Raw genomic sequence first — 21,672 nt, 5'->3', positions numbered from 1 at the left:
CAAATACCGGCTACGCCAGCAGCTCGTACACCGCCAGTTCGATTTCCTCACGGCTGTCCACCGCAGCCAGGTCGATCGTCTTTCCCGAACTGAACGCCTCGACAACCCGCGGATCCACATACGACCGGCGCGCAACCGCACGGGTGTTGCCCAATTGCTCAGCAACCTGGTCGAGGACCGACGCCTCCGCCCGTTTGAACGCCGTCTTGGACTTCGGCCGCTCGGCCTCCGCGAATGCCACTGCCGCAACGACTGTGGCGTTCCACGTACGCAGGTCCTTGGCGGTGAATTCGTCGCCCGTCAGCTCTTTGAACCGCTCGTTGATGGAATCCGCGTGCACTTCACGCCATTTCCGGCCCTGGTAGTAGACAAGCAACCGATCCGTGTCCGCCGAGGACCGGCGCAGCGCGCGAACGAGCTTGACCAGCTCAGGATCCTTCATCCGCAGACGCCGCTCAATGCCGCCTTTTGCCGTGAAACAGAACGCCAGGTCACCTCTGCTGATGGTAACGTCGTCACGCAGCAGTGTGGCCACTCCGCGGCTGTCGTCGGAATATTCCTCGCCGCCGGTGCGGAAAACTCCGCGATCGAGCATCCGCAACGCGCCCGCGTGCACCCTCGCACACGTCAGTCCACGTCCGGCCAAGTCTGTTTCCACCGCTTGCCGGAACTCCGGGAGGCGCTTGACCAGCTCAAGCACCCGCTCGTGCTTCTGCTCGTCCCGCTTGGCCCGCCACTGCTCGTGGTAGATGTACTGGCGACGGCCAGCGTCATCCGTGCCGACTGCCTGGATGTGCCCGTTGGGAAATGGGCAGATCCAGACGTCGCGCCAGGCCGGTGGGATCACCAGCGCGTTGGCGCGTTCGCAGAATTGCGCGTCCGCTGGCGCGCCTTTCTCGTCCAGGTACTGCCAGCCCTTGCCTCGCCGGCGTCGCGTCAGCCCTGGCCCAGCCGGATCACTCCGCCGCAACCGCATGCCAGACGTCTACCCATTCACCGGGCTGACCTAACCGGACTGCTCGGTCGTCGCGTGGGGCGCGCCGACCGGTTTGGACTCAGGCGATCCGCGTTGCCGCAGATACACGCTGAACACCGCCATCGAGCCGATCGCGAGGAACTCGGATTGCCAGTTCTGCAGGGTCCGGTTCCAGAAGTCAGCCGATGTCACGTAGTAGCCGTACCCGACCGGATCCTGGAGATTGCCAAGCTGTTCTGAGTTGTACGCGCTCAGTCCAGCCACCGACTGCGCCAACCAGGACAGCAGGAACAGCCCCAGCATGGCCAATCCGAGCGACCATGAGAACACGGCAGTACGCCAGCCGCCGTGCCGTGTCCACTTCGGAGAGTCGGCTGTGCTGTGGCTGCCGACCAGTTGCTGTTTGTCGGTTTCCTGGCCGATGTCACGCGGGTGCTTCGATTCCGGGGAGCCGACCTGGACCAGCCAGACCGTCACAATGATGTAGAGGAAGAACTGCAGGTACTCCGACTGCCAGTTCTCGGCCACGTCGACCGCGAAGTCGGCAGAGGTCACGTAGCTGAGGAAGCTGACGGTCGCCGCGTGGTCGGCGATCATGCGGTCGTTGTGATCCGCGAAACCCGCGATCGCCTGCCCCGCCAACGCGAGCAGGAACAGGGCACCGAAGAACAGGCTCAGGCCGTTGTGGCGGACATAGCGGGTGACCCGGTTCACGACGTCAACCCGATGATGATCATGTAGAGCAGCCCGCCGAGGATGATGACGAGATACAGGAGGAAAATCCCGCGACTGATCATGTTCCGTCCACTTTGCACTCGTACGGCTCCTCCCCGCGCGACACACATCCCGCGGCGACAATGCGCCAGCCCTGCGTGAACCGCTTCAGGAACAACGTGTCGCCGCTGGTCTTGACCTGAGCCGTCTCGCCCCAGACCTCGACCTGGCCAGGACGATCCGTCGGCAGTCCCATGGTGGCGAGAACCTGCGCACATCCTTCGGGCCGCAACCTGGCGATACGCTGCACAGCCTGCGGCGCGAACAGGGAACATGCTGTCGTGGCGTCGTTGTCGGCCAGTGCGGACACGAACTCGGTCGCGATTTCCCGGACAGGCGCGGACTCTGACGCGCCGCTGCATCCGCTTAGGACGAACACAGCAACGAGCAGCATCGGCAACATCCGCACACAGTTGAGTACCCGCAACAGCGCTCGGTTAACCGTGTCAGTCCTTGCGATACCGAAGAGTGGGCGTGGTGCCGTCCTCGGCTTCGTGTTCCACCCTGCTGCGGCGCTGGCGTGCCCGGTGGCCATATGTCGCTTCTCGTACGGTTGTGTCGTTTTCGAGCCCAGAGCCCACCGCACCGGCAAGGGTGCCGATCACACTGGCCATCAGCGCGATGGTCACGTAGTCGGACAAACCCACCGGATGACCAAGCACCCCGGCCAGATAACCAGGCGGGATCACCAGCGCCATCACGCCAAGGGCGATGGCGAACAACGCCACAAAGAACGCAAACGCACCAACGGCAACGGTAACGACGGTGCTGATATTTCGGAGCCGGGTCTGCGGGGCGCTCTCCCACAATTCATGGCCCACGATGATCCAGACCGTGAGAATGGCAATGCCTGCGACGGTCGCAGCCGCCAAGCGTGCCGGACTCAACACGGCCGCCAACGTCCAGATCGTCGAATACAACACGCCGAACGTCATCCCGGTCAACGCCCCGGCGAGCGCCCTCGACAGCCCACGGAACAACCGCCACGGCCGATTGACCCTGACCATGCCGATGACTGCCTGCAACACCGCCCACCGCCGGGGCAGTACAACGTCCACATGGGACTCCGAGCGGCGCACGGAGGTCGTCGGCACCGGCATCGCCGGTGTTTCGCACGACACAAAGTAACCCACGATCTCCACGATCGAGGCACGCAGCCGCCTGCGGTGAAACCAGCCAAGCGCGGGCAGGGAAATCACCGCGACCCGGTCGGCCGTGTGCAAGCCGGCCATCGCGACACCGGAGTCCCCCGGCATCGGCTGATCGGTCACGCAGATCACCAGATCCCACACCGTGCCGCGGACGTGTTCCCGCGCCTTCTCCATCAGCAGGCTGATATCCGGGTACATCGCCTCGAAGGGATCGTGCACGACGTCCACCCTGGCCCCCAGTCGCTCGGACAAATCGCCGTGCAACCGGTCGACGAGTTCCGCGGCAAGCCCCGGGTCAGTGAGCAGACCTACTGCCACATCAGGCATCGTCGCGGGCAACAACCGATTCGGCCTTGCCATCGAACGCCTCCGACGCGGCTTGCACCCGCAGCCGCTCCAAATCCTCGATCTGGGTAGTGGCCCGGTCGATCAGCTCGTCCAGTCGCGCCGCATCCAACCTGGAGTCCGCCAAGGCTTTCAGGGTGCGCCAGCCCGCCGCCTTGCCTTCCGCGTCGAGCCGCAGCGCCTCCAGCTCCACGACCCGGCTCAGCGGCGAGCGCGTCAACAGCCGCCCGTTCGGCTTCAACGCCCCGATCCTCTCGCCCGCCTTGGCAAGCACGGTCTTGTAGCGCCGGACCGGGATGTCCAAGGCGTTCATCATCTTGAGCAGGTCGGACCGGTCCTCGTCGATCTCACCGGCGATTCGGTGCAGGACCGGGCCGTACAGCTCGTAGCGTTCCGCCCTGGCCAGCCGCTTCGCCAGCTTGCCGCCAACGACCGCACCGGCCAGGTGGTCGTTCAAGTAGATCCCGAGCAGTGTGTCCGTCATGGTCCGAGGCGTACCCCGGGATCGGGAAGCTATTCCTCGTCCGGGATCGACGCCTTGCGCACGAACTCGGCCGCGATCTGGCGCAGCTTGGTGTTCGTGCCCTGCGAGTAGCTGATCAGCCGTTGGATCGCGGCATCGTCACTGATCTTGTACGTCGCCATCAGGATGCCTTTGGCCTGCTCGATCACCGCGCGCGACCGCATGGCCGTCTCGAGGTTGTCGGCCAGCTCGCGGACTTGCTGATATCGGTGGATTGTCCGCAGGCCGAACGTCACCACCGTGACGTACAGGTCGAGCAGTTTCGAGTCCATCTCCGCGAAGCCGTGGTCGCCGAACCCGAAAAGGTTGATGGCACCGGCAAGTCGGTCGTCCACGCGCAGTGGCGCGGCCAGGTAGCTGCCGACGCCGACCTGTTTGGCGCTCGCGGCGAAGTCGGGCCACAGCTCGCTGGCGTTGTACAACGACAGCCGAACCGTCTCCCCTGTCGCGGCGGCGCGCAGGCATGGGCCGTCACCGGCTGCGTACTGCGCCTGGTCGACCTCGTAGGCCCGCTTGTCGGAATACGCGGCCGTTCGCGCGCCTCTTTCGTCGATCGCGGTGATGCTGGCCATGTCGGCACCTGGCACCACGCGTACCGCCTCGGAACAGACAGCGTCAAGCACTTCCGCACTGTCGGAAGCAGTCTCGAGAGTCGCCGTCAGCGCAGCCACAGCCGAACGGACATCATCAAGCATTTCAGCCACGCGGGTATCACCCACCACTCAGCCAGCTCCATCTACTGCGTCCACGCAGCAAGCAGGTAATCAGCAACACAAGGCCAACACGAACCAGGCCGCTGACTGCTCAACGAAGCCAACATCACCTTACATCGCGGGCGACCGGAGCTGACCATCGCCTTTGCTGGAGGTGTCTACGCCCACCGCCGCAGTCCGTCGAGGATCACATCGAGCCCGATCTCGAATTCCTCGGTGTAGGCGTGTCCGGCCCGTTCCGTGATCATCTCGGCGAGGTGTGCGGGAACTCCTCGGCAGCCAGCTGGTCCAGGATCGCGCCAGCCACCTCCTCGAACCCGGCCGGTGACTTGAACGGCGAGCAGCGAGACCGCGTGGGCCGCGCCCGCGATCGAGAAACCGCCTGACCGCAGGCAGCCGATGACGGCGTCGCGGTGGCGCAGCGACGCGTGACCGGGGGTCGTTCGCGAGTCCATCAGGCTGACCGCCCAGGGGTGACGGTTCAGCGCGTCACGCATCGACACGGCCCGCCGTCGCATCGCGGGCTGCCAGTCGGCGTCGACGGGTGGCAGCTCGATCTCGCTGAACACCAGGTCGACCATGCCGTCGAGCAGCACGTCCTTGTTCCGGAAGTGGTAGTAGAGCGACATCGCCTCGCGCCGAGCCGCTCAGCGAGCTTGCGCATGCTCGGCGCACCCGTACCGGCTTCGTCGGCCAGCTTCACGCCACCCGCTCGGCCTCCTTCTTGAAGAAGTCCACGCCGTGACGTTCAGGAGCGCGAAGGCCGAGTTTGACGCGTTCAACGCCGCCAAGGTGAGAAGACCTTCACGGCATCCCACCCCGTGGTAAGTGGGGCTGGTGTGATACGTGTGGCTGACGAGGCGATTTTTTGTCCTTAGTGGACCTTGAGGTGGCCGAAAGCGGTCAGCCCGCGGACTTGCTTAAGGTCCCGGCGGGCGCGAAGGCCGAGTTTGACGCGTTCAACGCCGCCAAGGTGAGAAGACCTTCACGGCATAAAATTAGTTGAGGAATCAATCAACGGTGTTCGGTGTTGGCCATGGCATGAAGAACATCGGTTTCCTCTCGTTCGGGCACTGGTCGGACGGCCAGCACTCCCGCACAAGGTCCGCGTCGGACGCGTTGTTGCAGGCAGTTGACCTTGCGGTGGCCGCGGAGGAGCTCGGCGCGGACGGCGCCTACTTCAGGGTGCACCACTTCGCCAGGCAGCTCGCGTCGCCGTTCCCGCTGCTGGCCGCGATCGGGGCGAAGACCGAACGCATCGAGATCGGCACCGGTGTGATCGACATGCGCTACGAGAACCCGATGTACATGGCCGAGGACGCCGGTGCCGCGGACCTGATCGCCGGTGGCAGGCTGCAGCTCGGCATCTCCCGTGGATCACCTGAGCAGGTCATCGACGGGTGGCGGTACTTCGGCTACCAGCCAAGCGAAGGCGAGACCGAGGCCGACATGGCCCGCAAGCACGCCGAGGTGCTGCTGATGGTGTTGCAGGGCAAGGGATTCGCCGAGCCCAACCCGCGTCCGATGTTCGCCAACCCGCCCGGGTTGCTGCGCGTCGAGCCGCACTCGCCGGGGTTGCGGGAGCGGATCTGGTGGGGCGCGGGCTCCAACGGCACTGCCGTATGGGCGGCTCAGCAAGGCATGCACCTGATGAGCTCGACACTGAAGAACGACGAGGGCGGGGCGCCTTTCCACGTCCAGCAGGCCGAGCAGATCCGGGCGTTCCGCAAGGCATGGACCGAGGCCGGGTGGGACCGTGAACCGCGTGTGTCGGTGTCGCGCAGCATTTTCGCGCTGACGTCTGACCTTGACCGGGGGTACTTCGGCCGGGACGGTGACAGCCGTGACCAGATCGGCCACATCGACGCTGACACCAGGGCGATTTTCGGTCGTACGTATGCCGCCGAGCCCGACGTGCTGGTGAAGCAACTGGCCGAGGACGAGGCGATCGCCGAGGCGGACACGCTGCTGCTGACCGTGCCCAACCAGCTCGGCGTCGACTACAACGCGCACGTGATCGAGAGCATTCTCACGCACGTCGCTCCTGACCTGGGCTGGCGCTGAAAAACAGGCCGCTTCGCCTCGGTTGCCAGTGCACTATGACCGCTCGTGACGATCTATCGGTGGACGGTGCTGGTCACCGTCCTCTGGTGTTTCCTGCCAGCCGCGGTCGACGTGACCATCCTGAACATCGCGGTCCCCGCGCTCACCGCTGAAATGCGGCTGACCGCCGGCGAGATCCTGTGGATCGTCGATGTGTACTCGCTCACCATGATCGGCCTCGTGCTCGTCACCGGGCCGCTTGGTGACCGGATCGGCCACAAACGCTTACTTGTCATCGGGCTATGGGTGTTCGGGGTCGCGTCCGGGCTGTCCGCCTTCGCCAGGACACCCGCCGAACTGATCGCCGGGCGGGTCGCGGTGGCCATCGGGGCCGCCATGATCATCCCGGCGACGCTGGCGATCATCCGGCAGACGTTCCACGCGGGCCGTAGTCATTCGGTCGCTATCGGCGCGTGGAGCGCGGTGGCCGCCGGAGCGTCCGCGCTGGGCCCAGTGGCTGGCGGGTTGTTGCTGAACCACTTCTGGTGGGGTTCCATTTTCCTGGTCAACGTCCCGATCGTGGCGATCGCGCTGCCAGTGGTCGGGTTCCTGCTCAAGAACGAAGTGTCCGAGACCAAGCAGCCTTGGGAAGCGACCTCGCCGGCGTTGGCCATCGTCGGCTCGCTGGGCATCGCGTACGCCATCATCGCGCTGCCGCATGGGCATGCGGTCGAAATCGTCGGATCCGGGCTGATCGGTGTGATCGCGGCCGTGATCTTTGTGCGACGGCAACAGCGGCTGCCGCATCCCATGCTCGACGTAAGCCTGTTCCGGCGGCCACGTTTTCGCACAGGCGCGGTGGCTTCGACCTTGCCGGTGCTCGTGATGGTCGGGTTTGAACTGCAACTCGTGCAGTACCTGCAGTTGACGTTGGACAAGTCGCCGCGCGACGCCGCGTTCGCGCTGCTGCCGATGCCGCTCGCCGCGCTGATCGCGGCGCCGCTGACTGGCCTTGTCGTCTCCCGGATCGGCAGCAGGGCAGGGATTTTCGCTGGTCTGGTCGTCGCCGCGATCGGATATGTGGTCGTGGCCGACGGGCCGCTTTTGGGCGTTGGTCTCGCGTTGGTCGGCGCCGGGCATGGGGCCGTGCAGATGATCGCCTCCGATCTGATCATGACCGGTGCCGGCGCCGAGCAGGCCGGGGCCGCCGCGGGCGTTGAGTCGGTGTCGTTCGAAGCGGGCGCGGGCCTTGGCGTCGCCCTGATCGGCACGTTTGTGGCGTTCACTGGCAGCTTCCAGGCAGTGGCCATCGTGTGCGCGGTCTTGATCGGCGCCACGATCACGGTCGCTCTCCCCCGACGCGATTGATCAGGTCAGCCAAGGTTTCCGCGGCACAGAACATTCGCGGGAGGTCGACGTGCTCGTCCACGCTGTGTGCGCCATCGCTTGGCAGGGTGAAGCCAAGCAAAAGCAATGCTGCCTTGGGCGCCACTGTGGCCAGCAACGGCACGACCGGTATTGATCCTCCACTTCGGACGAACGCGGGCTCGACGCCCCAGTTCGCCTTGACGGCCGCGCATGCCACGCGGAGCATCGGATGGCCGAAATCGCGGAGCTGCCAAGGCTCGGACCGGATCTGCGAACGGATGCTCAGCCGGATACCTGGCGGGCAGGCTGTTTTCACGTGATCGGCGAGCTCGTTCGCGATCCGATCCGGAACTTGTGGACTGACCATCCTGACGTCCAGTTTGGCCGTCGCAGTCGCTGGAATGACACGCGCATCAGCCGGGTTCGTGGCCAAGCTCGTGACCACGATAGAGGTGCCCTCAGGTTCGTCCAGTGCAGAGACCACTCGCGCCACGGCGTGCGCTGGATCGGGCGCTGCACCGCCGTAACGGCCAGTGTGCAGCGCCCTGCCAGTCCCAGTTGCCACAAGGTCGAGGGAAATGCCGCCACGCAGCGAGCGAGTCAGCGTTGGCCGTCCGGTAGGCGTGGCGTTGGTGTCACAGACCACCACAGCATCCACATCGGACAACCAGGCACGCATGCGCCCCAAGGATCGGGAAAGCGTCGGGCTGCCAATCTCCTCTTCGCCGTCGTAGATGAACTTCAGGTTCACCCGCGTGGCACCGAGTTTCTCCACGGCGTGCAATCCCGCCACCACAGGGCCTTTGTCGTCGCTGGTGCCGCGTCCCCACAGGGTCCGACCGGTCCGGACGGCCCCGAAAGGCGGCACAGACCATCGGTCCAGCGGCCCGGCGGGGACAACGTCGTAGTGGCCGTAGATCAGCACGGTAGGTGCCGCTGGATCACCCTTAAGCTCAGCCACCACGACCGGTCCAGACATCGGGATCAACCGCGCCCCAAGGAAAGCGAGCCGACGACTAAGCCAAGCCCCAGCCTGACGCACCGCGGGCGTGTCGCTGACCGTGGGCATCCGCACCAGTGCCTGCAAATCCTCGATCATCACGCCACCTGCAGCATGGAAAGGGCGAGCGCGTCGACGGCTCGCTCGATGTCCGCGGGCGTATGCCCGGCGTTGATCAGAAACGCGATGCCGACCCCTTCCTGGCACCGCCGGTTGACAGCCACGGTACGAATTCCCTTCCGCAACAGCGAATCCCGGACGGAGGCACAGGCCTCCCAAGGCACCGGAACGGTCTGCATAGGCCACCGGCCTCCATCGGGAACCGGCAGCTGACACTGCCGTAACCGCGACCGGAACAAAGAGACCAATTCAGCCAAAACCTTCTTGCGTTCGGTCGAGTCACAAGCCAGAGCACTGGCCAACGCCGACTGCGCGGCAGCCGACGGGCCACTCCCATGCCACCGACTGGGGGCCGTACGCCGAACCTGGCGCACCAACGCCTCCGGCCCCGCCAACACCGCAAGTGGTGCCCCGTAGCCCTTCGCGGCCGAGGCCACAGTGACCACCGGCGCCGACGAAGGCACTCGGCGCGATGCCGTGACACCAACCCCCAAAGCCTGCGTATCGTCCACCAGAACCACACCTCGCCGAGGCGCCAGCACATCCACGAGCTCGCGCAGTGGAGCGATCCGGCCGCAGCCGGGACACAGTCCGTCCACAAGCAACACTGGCCGCAGACCGAGAGATAATCGCCGCACTGCCGATGCCAGATGCCCCGGGTCGAAATGACGGACCACTGTCCCTTTGAGACCGTTGGCGCGTAACCCGATCCGGCCAATGGGATACGCGGCCTCGTCGATGAACACGGCGGTCGGCCGGGCGGCGAGTGCCGCCCAGCCGTCCACGAACGCGTGCAGTGTCGATGTTTCCAGCACTCCCGCCGGTCGGCCCGTGCGCCTGGCGAGTTCCGCTGCCAGGCGCGTTGCCCGCCGGAACTCGCCAAGGGCGGGTGGCAGGCCGGTGGTCAGCCGTCGCCACGGTCGTAGCTGGTCGTGCCCGTGCCGGTGATCCAGGTAGTTGCTCGATGTGAAATCGACACCGATGCCGTTCACGTGTGTTCGTGAACGCTACGACCGGCCACCTCCGCAACATGCGCGCCACGGCCGATCGAACGCTGCGGCTGCTGCGCCGACCCGAGCCGCTCGGCAAGGCGCTGCTGCAACAGTCTGCCGGGCATCGTCGTGTCCACAGTGGAACGCAAGTCCGCACCGGCTGCCGCGCGGTACGCGTGCACGTACCCCTGGATCTCCGGACGCCAGTACCGCGCCCAGTTCACCGCCGCCTCCGGCTCGATCTCGGTCGCCCAGCTGCCGTAGCGGATGGACAGCACGATCTGCTCGCCGAAGGTGCCGAGGTCACGGAAGTGGGTCACGTTCACGTCGGTCCAGCCCATCATGGATTTGACCGCGTCGACCCGGTCCATCCACGGCTCCTTGTAGGGCACCATCACGCGACCGCCGAGGAACTCCCGCATCTCCGGGCGCGCGAACATCCACATCTGCATGAGCATCTCGACCCTGGCAGTCCACGGCAGGTCGCCGTACTGGTTGTGCGCACCGGCGGTGACCACCAGTTGCGTCTCCCGCAGCGCGTTCAGCAGCGGGAACCCGTCGGCCTGCATCGTCAGGTCGTCGTCCTGCTGGTAGAAGATCGTGCACAGGTGCAGCAGGTTGTGGAACGCCGAGATGAACTGCGAACGGCTGTCGACACCCTTCACGTCGCCGACCGCGGTGCCAAGCAGGGTCATCCCGTAGTGGTGGTCGTACTCGAACGCCCTGCGGCGCACCGAGAGCAGGAACGGCCGGTTCTGGATCCAGCCCCACAGCACGTTGTTCAGCCTGCGCAGCGGGTCGATCTCCATCCTGGCAAGGGGATCGTGCCCGTTGCGCACCGCGCGCTGGTTCTGGAACCGGTTGGTCACCGCGTTGTGCGCCTGGACGAGCATCCCCTCCTCCATCCAGTACGACCAAATCAGCTCGAGCCCGAGCGGACCGACCAGCCGGGACGGCAGCACGCCGTAGCAGGCATCCGAAGTGTCCACCGGGTCGGTCACCCCGAACTCGCCCGGCTGCTTGAGCGGCAGGTCACGCAGGCGATCCATGATCAGCTTCAGGTACGGCAGCACCTTCGGCTCGACGCCGGCGCCGAGCCGCTGCAGGTAGGTGTCCCGCATCTCGGTGAGCCAGTTCGCGGGCAGTGGCCTGCGGTTGCGCCGCCGCGTCTCGCTGGTGTCCCCTTCGGACGCCATCACGTGGTCGTAGCGCTTCTGCAGGTACTCGGGCGTCAGGCCGTTGTACTTGTCCTCGACGATCAGGCCGACCTCGTGCATCAGGAAGAACTGCGTCGCCGCGCGCAGCACTTCGAAGCCGTCGAGCCCGAGAAACGACAGATCGCCGACCTGCCGCCGGATGTTGCGCGACAGCGAGTCGGTCGCCTCCGGGTTCTGGCACAGCACTTCGTCGATGTAACGGTTGTAGTTGTTGAAGGAAATCGCGTTGGTGCGGTTGCGGATCAGCGTCCACAGGTTCTGGTCAGGGGTCGGCCCTGACTCCGGCCTTGCCAGCCGGACAGTCGTCGCGGTGTCCGACGGCGGTGCCTCGGGTGGCAACGTCCTGGTGACGCCGTCGAGGTCCTCGTTGAGCCCCGGACCGATCAGCTCGCCGTCCGGCCGGGTCTTCTGCCCGGGAAAGGACTGCACGGCTGGGTTGTCGGTGGTGACCAAAGCCTTCTCGATCTGTTCCTCAGTGGTCTCAGCCGTGTCGGCTTTGGCGCCGTCCGACTTCTGTGTTGGTTTACGTGGTGCAGGAGGCATCTCACTGCCTTTCACTGATAGCGCTAGGAATACGCGCGGTGGACATGGCCATCTGCATGGTCGATTTCGCGGCCAAGCCGGTCAGCATCCGGTCGGTGACCCGGCTCTCCTGCCCGGCGGCCAACCGGCGGTCCCACCTGGCCTGGCCGAGCATGGCGAACCGGTGCACCGGGCGGACACGTGCGGCCGACTGCCGGGTGCTCTCGGTGAACAACTCCCGCAACGCGTCCGGGTTCCTGCTCTCATGGGCCAGGGCGTCCTGCAGGGTCGGGCCGTTCAGCCGCGCTGGCACGTGCGTCGCGATCAGGTCGGCGAGCTGCGCCAAAGTCGGTTCGAGCATCTCGATCACCTCGGCCACTCGGTCCGGCGCCGTTGACGGCGGATACATCTGCTGCCACAGCCGGGCCACCTGCGTCCATTGTGGATCTGGATACAGCCGGTCGCCGATCGCGGCCGAGACGAGCACTCTGATCCACGGGAACGGATGCGGATCGTCCAATGTGAACCGGAAGACGAACGGCCTCGGCAGGCTGACGACGCCGATCAACCCAAGTGTCGAACCGATGCCCAGCTTGGCCACCGACCAGAAGTCCGCGATGATCTCGGAGATCCACGCGGCCCAGCAGTGCCACGCGTCCTCCGCGGATTGTGACCGCCGCTGGAGTTCGGCGCGCAGCGACGGCACGAGGTCGAGCAGCGCGGCCCCTTGGTGACCGACCTCGTGCACGAGCGAGGAGGCGATTCCGTGACCGACCATTCGTTCCCTCGGCACCCGGATGACCGCGACCGGATTGGCCACGCCACCGGGCAACCGGGTCCTGGCGCGGCGGATCGCCGCGCCCGGTCCACGATCCAGGTAACAGATGACCGGCACTTCCTCCATCTCGCCGACCCCGTCGTTGAGCCGCAGGGCGTCGTGCGCCGCGACGTCCAATCCGGACAGCCACAGCCCGGTCTCGCTCTCCGAGCGCTGGGTGATCGCGTCGGCGAACAGGTCGAGCTGTGCCAGATGTTCGTTGAGCCGCAACCTGATCACGGTGAACTTGCGTTGCTGTTCGGTGACCGGCGCCGACCGGCCCGGCCCGGCGAGCCAACGCAGATACGACTGGCCGAGCCCGTGCAGCTTCGCCCGTTCACACAGCAGCAGATCCTCGATCGCGACCAGCGTGCGAGGCAGCAGCGCCGCGGCCGGCAGCATGGTTTCCTGCAGGATGAACGGTTTGAGCCGCTCAACGCGCGTGAGCAAGGCGCGCGCCTCGTCGGCCAGGAAGTCGCCTGCGGTGGGCTGGCCAGTCATCGGCTCAGACGCCCTGGATGACGATCGTGCGGCCCTGGCGGACCCACTTGCCGGAAGTAGCCTCTTGGTCGTCATCGTCGTCCGGCTCCGCGCCATTGGTGTGCACCTCGACGGGGTAGTGGTAAGGGACGCCGTAGCCGAAGCGCGGACGCATGCCCCTGCGTCCGCCGTACGGACGACGGCCACGGCTGCGCCTGCGCGGCATGGCGGCCGGAGCGTGCTGACGGGTCGCGGAAAGCAGCGCGCGCTGCGCGGCCTGACGCGGGTCGCCGCCTCGGGATGCCGCGGCGTTGCGAGCCGCGGCCGCACCGATCCGGACCACCCGGCGAGCCATCTCGAACTCGAACTCCTGCGCGGCGGCCTCGTTCTCGAACTCGAACAATTTGCTCGCCATCGAGCCGAGCTTGGTGCCGATCGCGGTGCCGACGCCCGGCGCGACCCACGACCCGATCGCCCCGCCGACCACCGGCAGTGCCTTGCGCGCGACGCCCTTCAACGCCCGGCCAAGCGTCCGGCCGACGTTGGACCTGGCGAAGCTCTTCACGCCACGGACAGCTTTCTTGAACACGTTGCCGATGAACTCTTCCAGCTCCTGCTCGCTCGTGACCTCGAGCAGCCGCTGGGCCAGGTCCATCTCCTCCTGCTCGGACAGCACGCCGCCGACCTCGCCCGCGCCGAGCGCCGAGTTCAGCAGGCCGCCGACGTAGTCCTCGCTCTCCTCCTCGAACTCGTACTCGCCGTTCTGCTCGTAGGACTCGTCTTCGAATTCCAGGTAGTCCTCGAACTCTGTCATCGTTGTGGTCACGGGATTTCCTTTCACATGGGGGTTTTCTACAGAAGGACGATGGTGTTGCCGCGGACTTCCCAGCGGCCACTGGTCTTGCCGCCGCACACGCAGCCGCTGGTGCCGTTGTTGCTACGGACCCGTTTCGCCGAAGCGGGTGAGGAACGCGCGTTCCGCGCGGATTCCAGGATTTCCTCGTTCAGCAAGCCGGGAGCGAACTGCTCGGCCGCTGACGTCGCCGCCTGCCTGGCCACCTGGGGTGCCGGTCCGGTGCCCATCTTGTCGAGGCAGTTGCGGATCGCCTTGGCGCCGAACCGGACGAACTGGCGGGCCATCTCGAACTCGCGGTCCTCGGCACTGATGCCTTCCAGCTCAAGCCCGAAGTAGCGTTTGGCCGCCCGGCCAGCCGCCGCGCCGAGCTGCCCGCCCGCTTTGCGGTAGCGGCTCCGGTTTCCACCGGTCACCTTGGCCAGTCCGGCGCCCGCTGCCTTGCCAGCCGCCTGGCCGACCACCGGCAGGATCCGTCCGGCCGCTTTCTTGAGGATGCCGCCGATCTGCCGCCCTTCGCGGCTGCGGGCGAAGTCGGACGCCGCGCCGGTCACGGACTGCAACAGATCGCCGAGGAAGTGCTCGAGCTCCTGCTCGCCGGACACCTCGAGGAACTGTGCGGCCAGTTCGACTTCCTCGTTCTCGCCGAGGACCGACTCGTACTCGTCGGTCTCGTCCTCGTACTCGAGATAGTCCTCGTCCTCGTACTGTTCGTACTCCTGCCGCTTGCGCACGGCGAACGGCGGCGGTCCCGGCTCCTCGAGCTGGACCTGATCGATGTCGTGCATACGTCGCCTCCACTGGAGTCGTGGCTCTGCTGGCTACAGATGCAAGATCTGTGCCACCCGTGGATCCGACGCCGACGTGGGGAAACCAGGTTCGCGTGCGAAGTACGCTTCGCCTTGGCGAAGAAGTCAGCTTCGCCGGTACTTGTTCACGGCACGGCGGCTGACCACGATTCCGCGCTCGGCAAGCAGTTCGGCGATCGCACGGTCGGACGGGCGCGGCACCATGGCGGAAAGTTCTGCGACCGCAGCGCGTACGTCGTGGTTGGCACCGAACAATCGGCGCAGTGGCACGGTTTCTCCACTCACCAGTTGGACGCACCGATGCGCGACCGCCCGGCTGATGGTGGATTCGTGCACCTCCAGCAGGTGCGCGGCTTGGGCTTGGGTCAGCGGGCGGAACGCGAGTGAACCGTTGAGCAGGTGGTCCGCGTGGTGGTCGGCGAGCAGATCGCCGAGGCCTTGCAGCATGGACCAGCGCCGGTGCACGCGGCGGACTACCGTGTCGGCTTCCCTGGCTGTGGGGAACTCTGGATCCACGCTCAGATCCATGGCTTCCTGCTCGGTGACGCGGGCGCGGACTCGGTCGCCGTCGCGTTCGAAGATCAGGTCGGGCGGGGTGGGTGGCTGGTAGCTGGGTTCGCCCAGGCCGGGGAATGGTCTCAGCAGTCGGCGCATTCGTCTCAGCAGTGCCTCGATCGTGCTTGTCTCACAACCTTCTCGCTCGGCCGCTCCGGCGAGGTCGCCGTTGGTGATGAGTTCGGAGTGGACGGTCAGCAGGCGCCGGGCCAGCTCGCGTTCAGTGGCGGTCAGGGGCGCGGAGTCCAGTTGCACGAGCAGGCTTTCCGCTGGGTCTCTCGCCGCTATCCCTGGCGGCCCTACCTCTCTCAGGGCTCTTATCGCGTTGGCGAGTCCGGTTGGCTCCATTCCTTGGGCCAGCAACGTATCCCTGGTTTCCGTGGGCAGGAGTCCGCGCTCGTCCAACGCCGCCAGCACGGTTACCACTACGCCAGCCATGCTTCGTGGAGCCGCAGCCAAGGCGTCGCCGCGTAATTGTTCCCATGCTGAGACCGAAGCAGCAGGGTCAACGGTCAGTGGACGTGCCGAAACACCGCCGCATCGCTGGCACGTCCCGCCGACGAGAGCTCGGAAGCACCGGCGGCAGATCGGGCGTTGCCGGACTCGCAGCGCCGGATTGCGTTGTGCTTCAGCGAGGATGTTGAGACTGAGGTCCGCCGAGGGCATCGCGAGCAGGGTCGCCGACACCATTGTCTCGATGCTGACCTGCGCGCGTGTTTCAAGTTCGAGTGTCGTCACGGGTTCGTTCGGCGCGGCGCAACTGCAATGCCCGAGCGGTCACGCCAAGTCGTCTGGCTGCTTGGATCACGTTGCCACCACTCGCGGTCAACGCACTCGTGACGGCGAGTTCGGCGACCGTGGATTTCAGCGTGCGCAAGTCAAGTCCGGCTTCCAGGGCCTGCCGAACGGATTCCGCCAGCCCGTCTGGGCGGGCCAAGGGGCACAACTCAGTGGTTCGTTCCTCGTCGGGCAACATGCCCGCGGTGATCAGCGGGCCGCCTACGTGCCTGATCGCGATCTGGGTGATGAGCTGGCGCAGTTCCCTGACGTTTCCCGGGTATGCCCGCGACAGCAGCAACCGCTCGACCGCTGGGTCAAGGGCAGGTGTGGGATCGGTGACCAATTGGCCGAGGAAGTGCTTGGCGAGCAAGGGAATGTCGTCTACCCGTTCGCGCAATGACGGCAGGCGCACGGTTGCCGCGGACAGCCGGAAGAGCAGGTCGCGCCGGAACCGCCCGGCCTGCTCCAGCGCGCCGAGGTCCTGGTTCGTGGCGCAGACCAAACGAAAGTCCGTACGTTCCCACTTCTGCGATCCGATCGCCTTGAACGTGCGCTCTTGCAACACTCGCAGCAACTCCGGTTGCAGCGACGGGGGCAGTTCACCTATTTCGTCGAGGAACAGAACACCGCCATCCGCCTCAGCGAATGCCCCACGCCTCGCGATGTGCGCGCCGGTGAACGCCCCGCGCTCGTGCCCGAACAACTCCGGTCCCGACAACGAAGCCATGATCGTCGTGCAGTCGACGACAACGAATTTTCCCTTGCGCCGCTGCGGGTCCAGCGCGTGGACCAATCGGGCGGCGAGTTCCTTGCCCGTCCCGCTTTCCCCTGTGACGAGCACGGACGCGTCGGAGTACCTGGCGACTTCGACAAGCCACCGTAGGGCGGACATCCACGCCGGACTCTGCCCGATCATCCGGCTGGTGACCGGATCCGCCCTGGCCAGCCGATCGACCTGAAACCAGCGGTGAATCCGCGCGGCGACCGTGTGCATCGTCTCGACACCGTTGCTGCTCCACTGCAGGACATCGGAAGCGCCCGCGCCGAGCAACTCCCACGGATCCGCCACCGGATCACCGACGACAACCACCACAACTCGACAACGCCCGTTGTGCGACAACTCGGAAACTATGCCGGGTTCGCACTGTTCGGCACGCGTGATCAGCACCCCGGGAAGATCACTGCGCGCCGTGGAAACAACATCGAGCCCGCGCGAGGCAAGAACATCGATCGCCACTTTCGAACGTACCGGATCATCAGGCGCGAGAAGCCATGCCCGCATTCCGTCATCGTCCATGCCACCACCCCCTGCCTCACTATTCGGCGGCACTCCGATGTCGTTAGCAGTTCTGCACAAAAGGGCTATCGAGCACAAAGGACCAATTGGCGCAGCAGCCACCTGGTTGACCTGAACGGGTTATTTCCATTGCGGCGACCCGGCATGCTTGACTGATCATCATGCTGCCTTGGGAAGCCGAACTCGCGGGTCGGCTCGACCGTCACACCATCGACTCAGTGCTGCTGCGGGACAATCCCCTCGGCGACCCACACGAGCGACCGCTGTGGGTGTACGTGCCGCCGGGCTACTCCTCGTCGGCCGCAAGGTATCCCACGGTGTACGTGATCCAGGGCTACAGCGGCCACGTCTCGATGTGGGCCAACCGTATGCCTTTCCGCCAGCCATTCGTGGAAACAGCGGACGCGGTGTTCGCCGCGGGCACTCCCGGCTGCGTGCTGGTCTATGTCGACGCGTGGACAACCTATGGCGGCTCCCAGTTCGTGAACTCCCCCGGCACCGGCCAGTACCACTCGTACCTGTGCGACGAGATCGTGCCGTGGGTGGACGCGAACTACCGGACCATCCCGCACCGGGATTCCCGCGCGATCACCGGGAAGTCCTCCGGCGGATTCGGCGCGATGATCACCCCGATGCTGCGCCCAGACCTGTTCGGAGCACTGGCGACCCACTCGGGAGACAGCCAATACGAGCTGTCCTACCTGCGCGGTTTCGGCGTGGCGGCACGTGCGCTGCGCGACTGGGACCACGACATCATGCGCTGGTGGGCAGACTTCCAAACGCGGCCCGCGTTCACCAAGCCCGGTGACGAAGCACTGGTGGAACTGCTCTGCGTGGCAGCCTGCTTCTCAGCACGTGACGACGGCACACCCGAGCTCCCCTTCGACCCGGTGACCGGCGGAATCGTGCCTTCGGTATGGCAGCGATGGCTGGACTGGGACCCGGTGCGCATGGTCAGCAGGTATGCCGACGCCGTCCGGTCGTGGCGTGCCGTGTGGATCGACGCGGGAACCCGTGACGAATGGTTCCTTGACCTTGGGGCGCAGGCATTCCACGCCGAACTAGGCAAGCTCGGCATACCCGAAGCCAAGATCCATTTCGAACTCTTCAACGCGGGCCACAGCGCGATCGACTACCGCTACCCCCTGTCCCTGACCTGGCTCGCCAACCGCCTCGTGAGTGGTTAGTAGGGTTAGAACACGCATAACCACTCACGAGGCCTCACCAGCGAGGATGTCCCGCACAAGGTCGTGCCAGTCGGCCTCGGCCTTGGTCAGCTCCTCGTACCTCGCATCGCCAAGGTGCAGCCGGACGGCATGTTCGATCCTGGCTGCATCTGGCTGCGAAAGGTCCGGCAGGCCCCGCACACTGATGCTCGCCGAAAGCAACCGTGCGGCCTGCTCGTACTGGTCCTGCCGCAGCGCAAGGTCGGCGATCCCGACCAACAGCGCGGCAGTCAGGACCGCGTTGCCCTCAGCGCTCGCAGCCTGAAAAGCCGCGGCACGGTGTTCGCGGGCCTTGTCCAGATCCTCGGCCAGGTAGCCGAGCAGGTCCTGTATCCCCGCGCGGTAGTGCGCGTGCTCGACGTTGCGGCCCAGGGCTGCTATCGCGACATCGAGCTGACGGTGGGCTTCCGCGAAGTCGCCGCTCCAACGCGCGAGCTCGGCCTTCACCAACGCCAGCTCCGAGTGCGCGTTAGGCCAAGCGACTCGACCAGCCGCCCGCTCGGCCTGCGCCATAGCGGCCGCGCTCGCCTCCTTGTCCCCCATCAGCCAGTGCAGGCGGGCTTGCTGTGCGCGCATCCGCACGGTGTCCTCAAGCGCTCCGACCTCGGTGGTGACCGTGATTGCTTGATCAAGATAGTCCAACGCGGCCGCCAACTCGCCCCGCACCGTAACCCGTTCCACCAGCTCGAGAAGGGCGAACGAAATCCCCCAGCGTTCGCCGAGCTCGCGGAACTCGGCCAGAGCCGCCTCCAGGTAGGCATCCGCCTCACGCCCGCCATCACCGAGCAAGATCCGTTGCTTGCCGAGCTGGAGGCGGGCAATAGCGCGTACGTACGGTTCATCGTCGGACATCAACGATTCGAACGCGGACAGGTACGCGTCCGGTCCGTGCAACAGGCGCTCCAGCGGGGCAGCCAGCCTCAGCATCGGATGCGAGCTGTTGGCACGCTGGGCGCTTCTATGCGCCTCACGGATCCACTCCGCCACGTCGTACTGGCCGCTGCGTCCGGACACCGCGAACTGCACGACGAACAGGTACACCAGGGCCCGGACCTCGTCCGTCACCTCGCCGGGCACGGCAATGGCCGCGACGGTGAGTTCGCTGCCGATGGTCTTGTGGCCGCTGAGCCACCAGTACCAGGATGCCGATGCCGCGAGCCGCATCGCGCCCTGCGCGTCACCGGCCGCGAGGGCGGCACGCATCGCGGCGGTGATGTTGTCGTGTTCGGCCTCGAGAACCGGCAGCCAGTCCAGTTGCTCGGCTCGATAGAGATGCGGCACCGCGGTTTCGACAAGGTCGGTGAAATACGAAAGATGCGCGAGCCGCGCGAATTCCGATTCACCCGCCTCGGCCAGCCGCTGGGCGGAGTATTCCTTGATCGTGCCGAGCATCCGGTAGCGCGGGGCGATATCGCCTTCGGTGACCACGAGAAGCGATTTCTCGGTCAACGCCGTCAGCAGATCGAGTACTTCGTCCGAGTCGCCTTTGCAGACCCATTCGGCCGCTTCGAGACTTGCGCCGCCGGAAAACACCGAAAGTCTGCGCAGGACCATTCGTTCGGCCTCGCTGAGCGGTTCCCAGCTCCAGTCGATCACCGCACGCAGCGTCCGGTGACGTGGCAACGCCGTCCGGCTGCCGCCGGTCAACAGGCGGAACACGTCGTCGAGGCGGTTGGCGAGCTGCTCGAGCGACATTGTGCGCAACCGGGCCGCGGCCAGTTCGATCGCCAACGGCATTCCGTCCAGCGCACGGCAGACACGCGCCATCGTGTCGGCGTCCATCACCATGTCCTTGCGCACCGCGCTGGCCCGGTCGCGCAGCAGTTGGACGGCTGGCTGCAGGTCCAGGGGCGCGACCTGCCACAGCGCCTCACCGGTAATGCCGAGGGGTTCCCTGCTCGTCGCGAGAATCCGTACCCGCTGGCATTCGCCGAGCACTCGATGGGCGAACGCCGCCGCCGACTCGATCACGTGCTCGCAGTTGTCCAGGATCAGCAGGACCTGCCGGTCCCGGATCGCGGCGATGACCCGGTCGGTCGGCTCAGCGTCCGGCGGCCCGCCAAGCAGCCCGTCACGCTGGCCGAGCGCGGCGAGCGTCGCCTGCGCCACGTCACCGTCCGCGCTGATGGCGGCGAGCTCGACCATCCACGCCCCGTCCGGCAGGCCGCCGAGCAGCGTGCGCACGGTCTCCGAAGCAAGCCGGGTCTTGCCTGTGCCGCCCGGCCCGATCAAGGTGGTGAGCCGATGTTCGGTGACGAGTTTGCGGACCGCGGCGACATCGGCGTCTTTGCCGATGTAGCTGGTCAGCTCGGCACGCAGGTTGTTGTTGCGGCTCTCCTCCTTGCGGCCCACCTCACCGCGTAGCAGCGCGACATGCAACGCGGACAGCTCGGGTGACGGGTCAGCGCCCAGTTCGTCAGCGAGCGCCTCGCGCGCACGTTGGTAAACCTGCAACGCCTCGGAGCTGCGGCCAGCCGCGCCGAGGGCGCGCATCAAAGCGGCGACGAGTCGCTCACGCACCGGATGCGCGGCCACCAAGTCCGTCAACTCCGCGACCATCTCCGCGCCACGGCCGAGGCGTATCTCGGCTTCGAAACGGTCCTCAAGCGCGGCGAGGCGCAGCGCCTCAAGCCGTACGACCGCCGCGTCGAACGCGTCACTGTCCTGCAGGCCCACGTCCTGCATCGCCGCACCACGCCACAAGCCAAGAGCCTCACGCAGGAGCGTCGCTTGACGCAAATCCGCGTCACCCCGCGCCGCACCGACAAGGCGCTCGAACCGTACGGCGTCAACGGAGTCCGGTTCGACAATCAACCGGTAGCCGCCTGTCTGCCCTTCGAGCACGCCGTCAGGCAACACTCGACGCAGCCGGGAAGCCAATCGTTGCAAGGCATTCGCCGCGTCCGCAGGCGGATTCTCGCCCCAGATCCAGTCGATCAGGGTCGCTTTCTGGACCACGCGGCCTGGTTCGAGTGCGAGGGCGATCAGCAGCGCGCGCACCCGGGCGCCTGGCACGTCCGCGAGAACGTTCTCGCCCGTATGCACTTCGAATGGTCCAAGCAGCCCTATCCGCACCCGGCCATTCTGCCGTGGATCAGTCCTGGTCACGCA

The 21,672-nt window shown here is 66.1% G+C and carries 19 protein-coding genes; 3 read left to right on the top strand and 16 right to left on the bottom strand.

Translation table 11 applies throughout. The annotated features are described in order from the left end of the window. Positions 1-10: 10 nt before the first annotated feature. The 7 genes from LWC34_RS49745 to LWC34_RS49715 form a co-directional block, all read right to left on the bottom strand. Positions 11-976: a DNA topoisomerase IB gene (locus tag LWC34_RS49745; RefSeq protein WP_233733097.1), complete on the bottom strand. Its 966-nt coding sequence runs from the start codon at positions 974-976 to the stop codon at positions 11-13. 30 nt (positions 977-1,006) lie between these two features. Then, positions 1,007-1,690, bottom strand: coding sequence for a DUF6766 family protein (locus LWC34_RS49740; RefSeq protein ID WP_233733095.1), 684 nt, complete (start codon positions 1,688-1,690; stop codon positions 1,007-1,009). 79 nt (positions 1,691-1,769) lie between these two features. After that, positions 1,770-2,153 carry a hypothetical protein gene (locus tag LWC34_RS49735; protein WP_233733093.1) on the bottom strand — a complete coding sequence of 128 codons (384 nt, stop codon included), beginning with the start codon at positions 2,151-2,153 and terminating at the stop codon, positions 1,770-1,772. Between the two features lie 43 nt (positions 2,154-2,196). Beyond that, positions 2,197-3,261, bottom strand: coding sequence for a hypothetical protein (locus LWC34_RS49730; protein WP_233733091.1), 1,065 nt, complete (start codon positions 3,259-3,261; stop codon positions 2,197-2,199). Beyond that, the gene (locus LWC34_RS49725) at positions 3,221-3,730 is read right to left on the bottom strand and encodes a hypothetical protein (RefSeq protein WP_233733090.1); all 510 of its coding nucleotides are present in this window, start codon (positions 3,728-3,730) and stop codon (positions 3,221-3,223) included. Before LWC34_RS49725 ends, LWC34_RS49730 begins: the two co-directional genes overlap by 41 nt. 29 nt (positions 3,731-3,759) lie before the next feature. Next, the gene (locus LWC34_RS49720) at positions 3,760-4,464 is read right to left on the bottom strand and encodes a GAF and ANTAR domain-containing protein (RefSeq protein ID WP_233734160.1); all 705 of its coding nucleotides are present in this window, start codon (positions 4,462-4,464) and stop codon (positions 3,760-3,762) included. Between the two features lie 176 nt (positions 4,465-4,640). Then, positions 4,641-5,111 (bottom strand): TetR/AcrR family transcriptional regulator C-terminal domain-containing protein, encoded by a 471-nt coding sequence (locus LWC34_RS49715; protein WP_233733089.1) that lies wholly within the window; start codon positions 5,109-5,111, stop codon positions 4,641-4,643. Between the two features lie 412 nt (positions 5,112-5,523). Here LWC34_RS49715 and LWC34_RS49710 point away from each other — a divergent pair, with 412 nt between their 5' ends. Together LWC34_RS49710 and LWC34_RS49705 are read left to right on the top strand one after the other, a co-directional pair. Next, entirely contained in the window at positions 5,524-6,546 is a 1,023-nt protein-coding gene (locus LWC34_RS49710) for an LLM class flavin-dependent oxidoreductase (RefSeq protein ID WP_233733088.1), read from the top strand. Positions 6,547-6,591: 45 nt separating this feature from the next. Further along, on the top strand, positions 6,592-7,893 hold the full coding sequence (locus tag LWC34_RS49705; protein ID WP_233733087.1) for an MFS transporter: 1,302 nt from the start codon (positions 6,592-6,594) through the stop codon (positions 7,891-7,893). On the opposite strand, the gene LWC34_RS49700 is transcribed toward LWC34_RS49705, so the two are convergent. From LWC34_RS49700 to LWC34_RS49665, 8 genes are all read right to left on the bottom strand, one after another. Continuing rightward, complete coding sequence (locus LWC34_RS49700; protein ID WP_233733086.1) at positions 7,865-8,992, bottom strand: M20/M25/M40 family metallo-hydrolase; 1,128 nt, start codon at positions 8,990-8,992, stop codon at positions 7,865-7,867. The two genes, LWC34_RS49705 and LWC34_RS49700, sit on opposite strands and share 29 nt — an antisense overlap. Beyond that, positions 8,992-10,005, bottom strand: a complete 1,014-nt coding sequence (locus LWC34_RS49695; RefSeq protein ID WP_233733085.1) for an aminotransferase class I/II-fold pyridoxal phosphate-dependent enzyme — start codon at positions 10,003-10,005, stop codon at positions 8,992-8,994. The genes LWC34_RS49700 and LWC34_RS49695 overlap by 1 nt, the downstream gene beginning before the upstream one ends. Next, positions 10,002-11,765 (bottom strand): hypothetical protein, encoded by a 1,764-nt coding sequence (locus LWC34_RS49690; protein ID WP_233733076.1) that lies wholly within the window; start codon positions 11,763-11,765, stop codon positions 10,002-10,004. Before LWC34_RS49690 ends, LWC34_RS49695 begins: the two co-directional genes overlap by 4 nt. Before the next feature lies 1 nt (position 11,766). After that, positions 11,767-13,062, bottom strand: a complete 1,296-nt coding sequence (locus tag LWC34_RS49685; RefSeq protein WP_233733075.1) for a hypothetical protein — start codon at positions 13,060-13,062, stop codon at positions 11,767-11,769. 4 nt (positions 13,063-13,066) lie between these two features. Continuing rightward, positions 13,067-13,867, bottom strand: a complete 801-nt coding sequence (locus LWC34_RS49680) for a hypothetical protein (protein ID WP_233733074.1) — start codon at positions 13,865-13,867, stop codon at positions 13,067-13,069. A gap of 26 nt (positions 13,868-13,893) precedes the next feature. Next, positions 13,894-14,682 (bottom strand): hypothetical protein, encoded by a 789-nt coding sequence (locus tag LWC34_RS49675; protein WP_233733073.1) that lies wholly within the window; start codon positions 14,680-14,682, stop codon positions 13,894-13,896. 126 nt (positions 14,683-14,808) lie between these two features. Continuing rightward, entirely contained in the window at positions 14,809-15,996 is a 1,188-nt protein-coding gene (locus LWC34_RS49670; RefSeq protein ID WP_233733072.1) for an RNA polymerase factor sigma-54, read from the bottom strand. Then, positions 15,977-17,335, bottom strand: coding sequence for a sigma 54-interacting transcriptional regulator (locus LWC34_RS49665; RefSeq protein WP_233733071.1), 1,359 nt, complete (start codon positions 17,333-17,335; stop codon positions 15,977-15,979). The genes LWC34_RS49670 and LWC34_RS49665 overlap by 20 nt, the downstream gene beginning before the upstream one ends. A 161-nt stretch (positions 17,336-17,496) precedes the next feature. Between LWC34_RS49665 and LWC34_RS49660 the strand changes: the two genes are divergently transcribed. Beyond that, positions 17,497-18,522 (top strand): alpha/beta hydrolase, encoded by a 1,026-nt coding sequence (locus tag LWC34_RS49660; RefSeq protein ID WP_233733070.1) that lies wholly within the window; start codon positions 17,497-17,499, stop codon positions 18,520-18,522. Between the two features lie 24 nt (positions 18,523-18,546). Here LWC34_RS49660 and LWC34_RS49655 read toward each other — a convergent pair whose 3' ends face one another. Next, positions 18,547-21,636, bottom strand: coding sequence for an ATP-binding protein (locus LWC34_RS49655; RefSeq protein WP_233733068.1), 3,090 nt, complete (start codon positions 21,634-21,636; stop codon positions 18,547-18,549). Positions 21,637-21,672 lie beyond the last annotated feature (36 nt).

The organism is Kibdelosporangium philippinense (assembly GCF_021390435.2).
In the GTDB taxonomy this organism is placed as follows: Bacteria; Actinomycetota; Actinomycetes; order Mycobacteriales; family Pseudonocardiaceae; genus Kibdelosporangium; species Kibdelosporangium philippinense.
This window is presented reverse-complemented; position numbering and strand designations above follow the sequence as displayed.

What these genes read in the sequence shown, in the direction of transcription:
- LWC34_RS49745 (WP_233733097.1), bottom strand. Translation starts at nt 976, where the DNA reads ATGCGGTTGCGGCGGAGTGATCCGGCTGGGCCAGGGCTGACGCGACGC.
- LWC34_RS49735 (WP_233733093.1), bottom strand. Translation starts at nt 2,153, where the DNA reads ATGTTGCCGATGCTGCTCGTTGCTGTGTTCGTCCTAAGCGGATGCAGC.
- LWC34_RS49730 (WP_233733091.1), bottom strand. Translation starts at nt 3,261, where the DNA reads ATGGCAAGGCCGAATCGGTTGTTGCCCGCGACGATGCCTGATGTGGCA.
- LWC34_RS49725 (WP_233733090.1), bottom strand. Translation starts at nt 3,730, where the DNA reads ATGACGGACACACTGCTCGGGATCTACTTGAACGACCACCTGGCCGGT.
- LWC34_RS49720 (WP_233734160.1), bottom strand. Translation starts at nt 4,464, where the DNA reads ATGCTTGATGATGTCCGTTCGGCTGTGGCTGCGCTGACGGCGACTCTC.
- LWC34_RS49715 (WP_233733089.1), bottom strand. Translation starts at nt 5,111, where the DNA reads ATGTCGCTCTACTACCACTTCCGGAACAAGGACGTGCTGCTCGACGGC.
- LWC34_RS49710 (WP_233733088.1), top strand. Translation starts at nt 5,524, where the DNA reads ATGAAGAACATCGGTTTCCTCTCGTTCGGGCACTGGTCGGACGGCCAG.
- LWC34_RS49700 (WP_233733086.1), bottom strand. Translation starts at nt 8,992, where the DNA reads ATGATCGAGGATTTGCAGGCACTGGTGCGGATGCCCACGGTCAGCGAC.
- LWC34_RS49690 (WP_233733076.1), bottom strand. Translation starts at nt 11,765, where the DNA reads ATGCCTCCTGCACCACGTAAACCAACACAGAAGTCGGACGGCGCCAAA.
- LWC34_RS49685 (WP_233733075.1), bottom strand. Translation starts at nt 13,062, where the DNA reads ATGACTGGCCAGCCCACCGCAGGCGACTTCCTGGCCGACGAGGCGCGC.
- LWC34_RS49675 (WP_233733073.1), bottom strand. Translation starts at nt 14,682, where the DNA reads ATGCACGACATCGATCAGGTCCAGCTCGAGGAGCCGGGACCGCCGCCG.
- LWC34_RS49665 (WP_233733071.1), bottom strand. Translation starts at nt 17,335, where the DNA reads ATGGACGATGACGGAATGCGGGCATGGCTTCTCGCGCCTGATGATCCG.
- LWC34_RS49660 (WP_233733070.1), top strand. Translation starts at nt 17,497, where the DNA reads ATGCTGCCTTGGGAAGCCGAACTCGCGGGTCGGCTCGACCGTCACACC.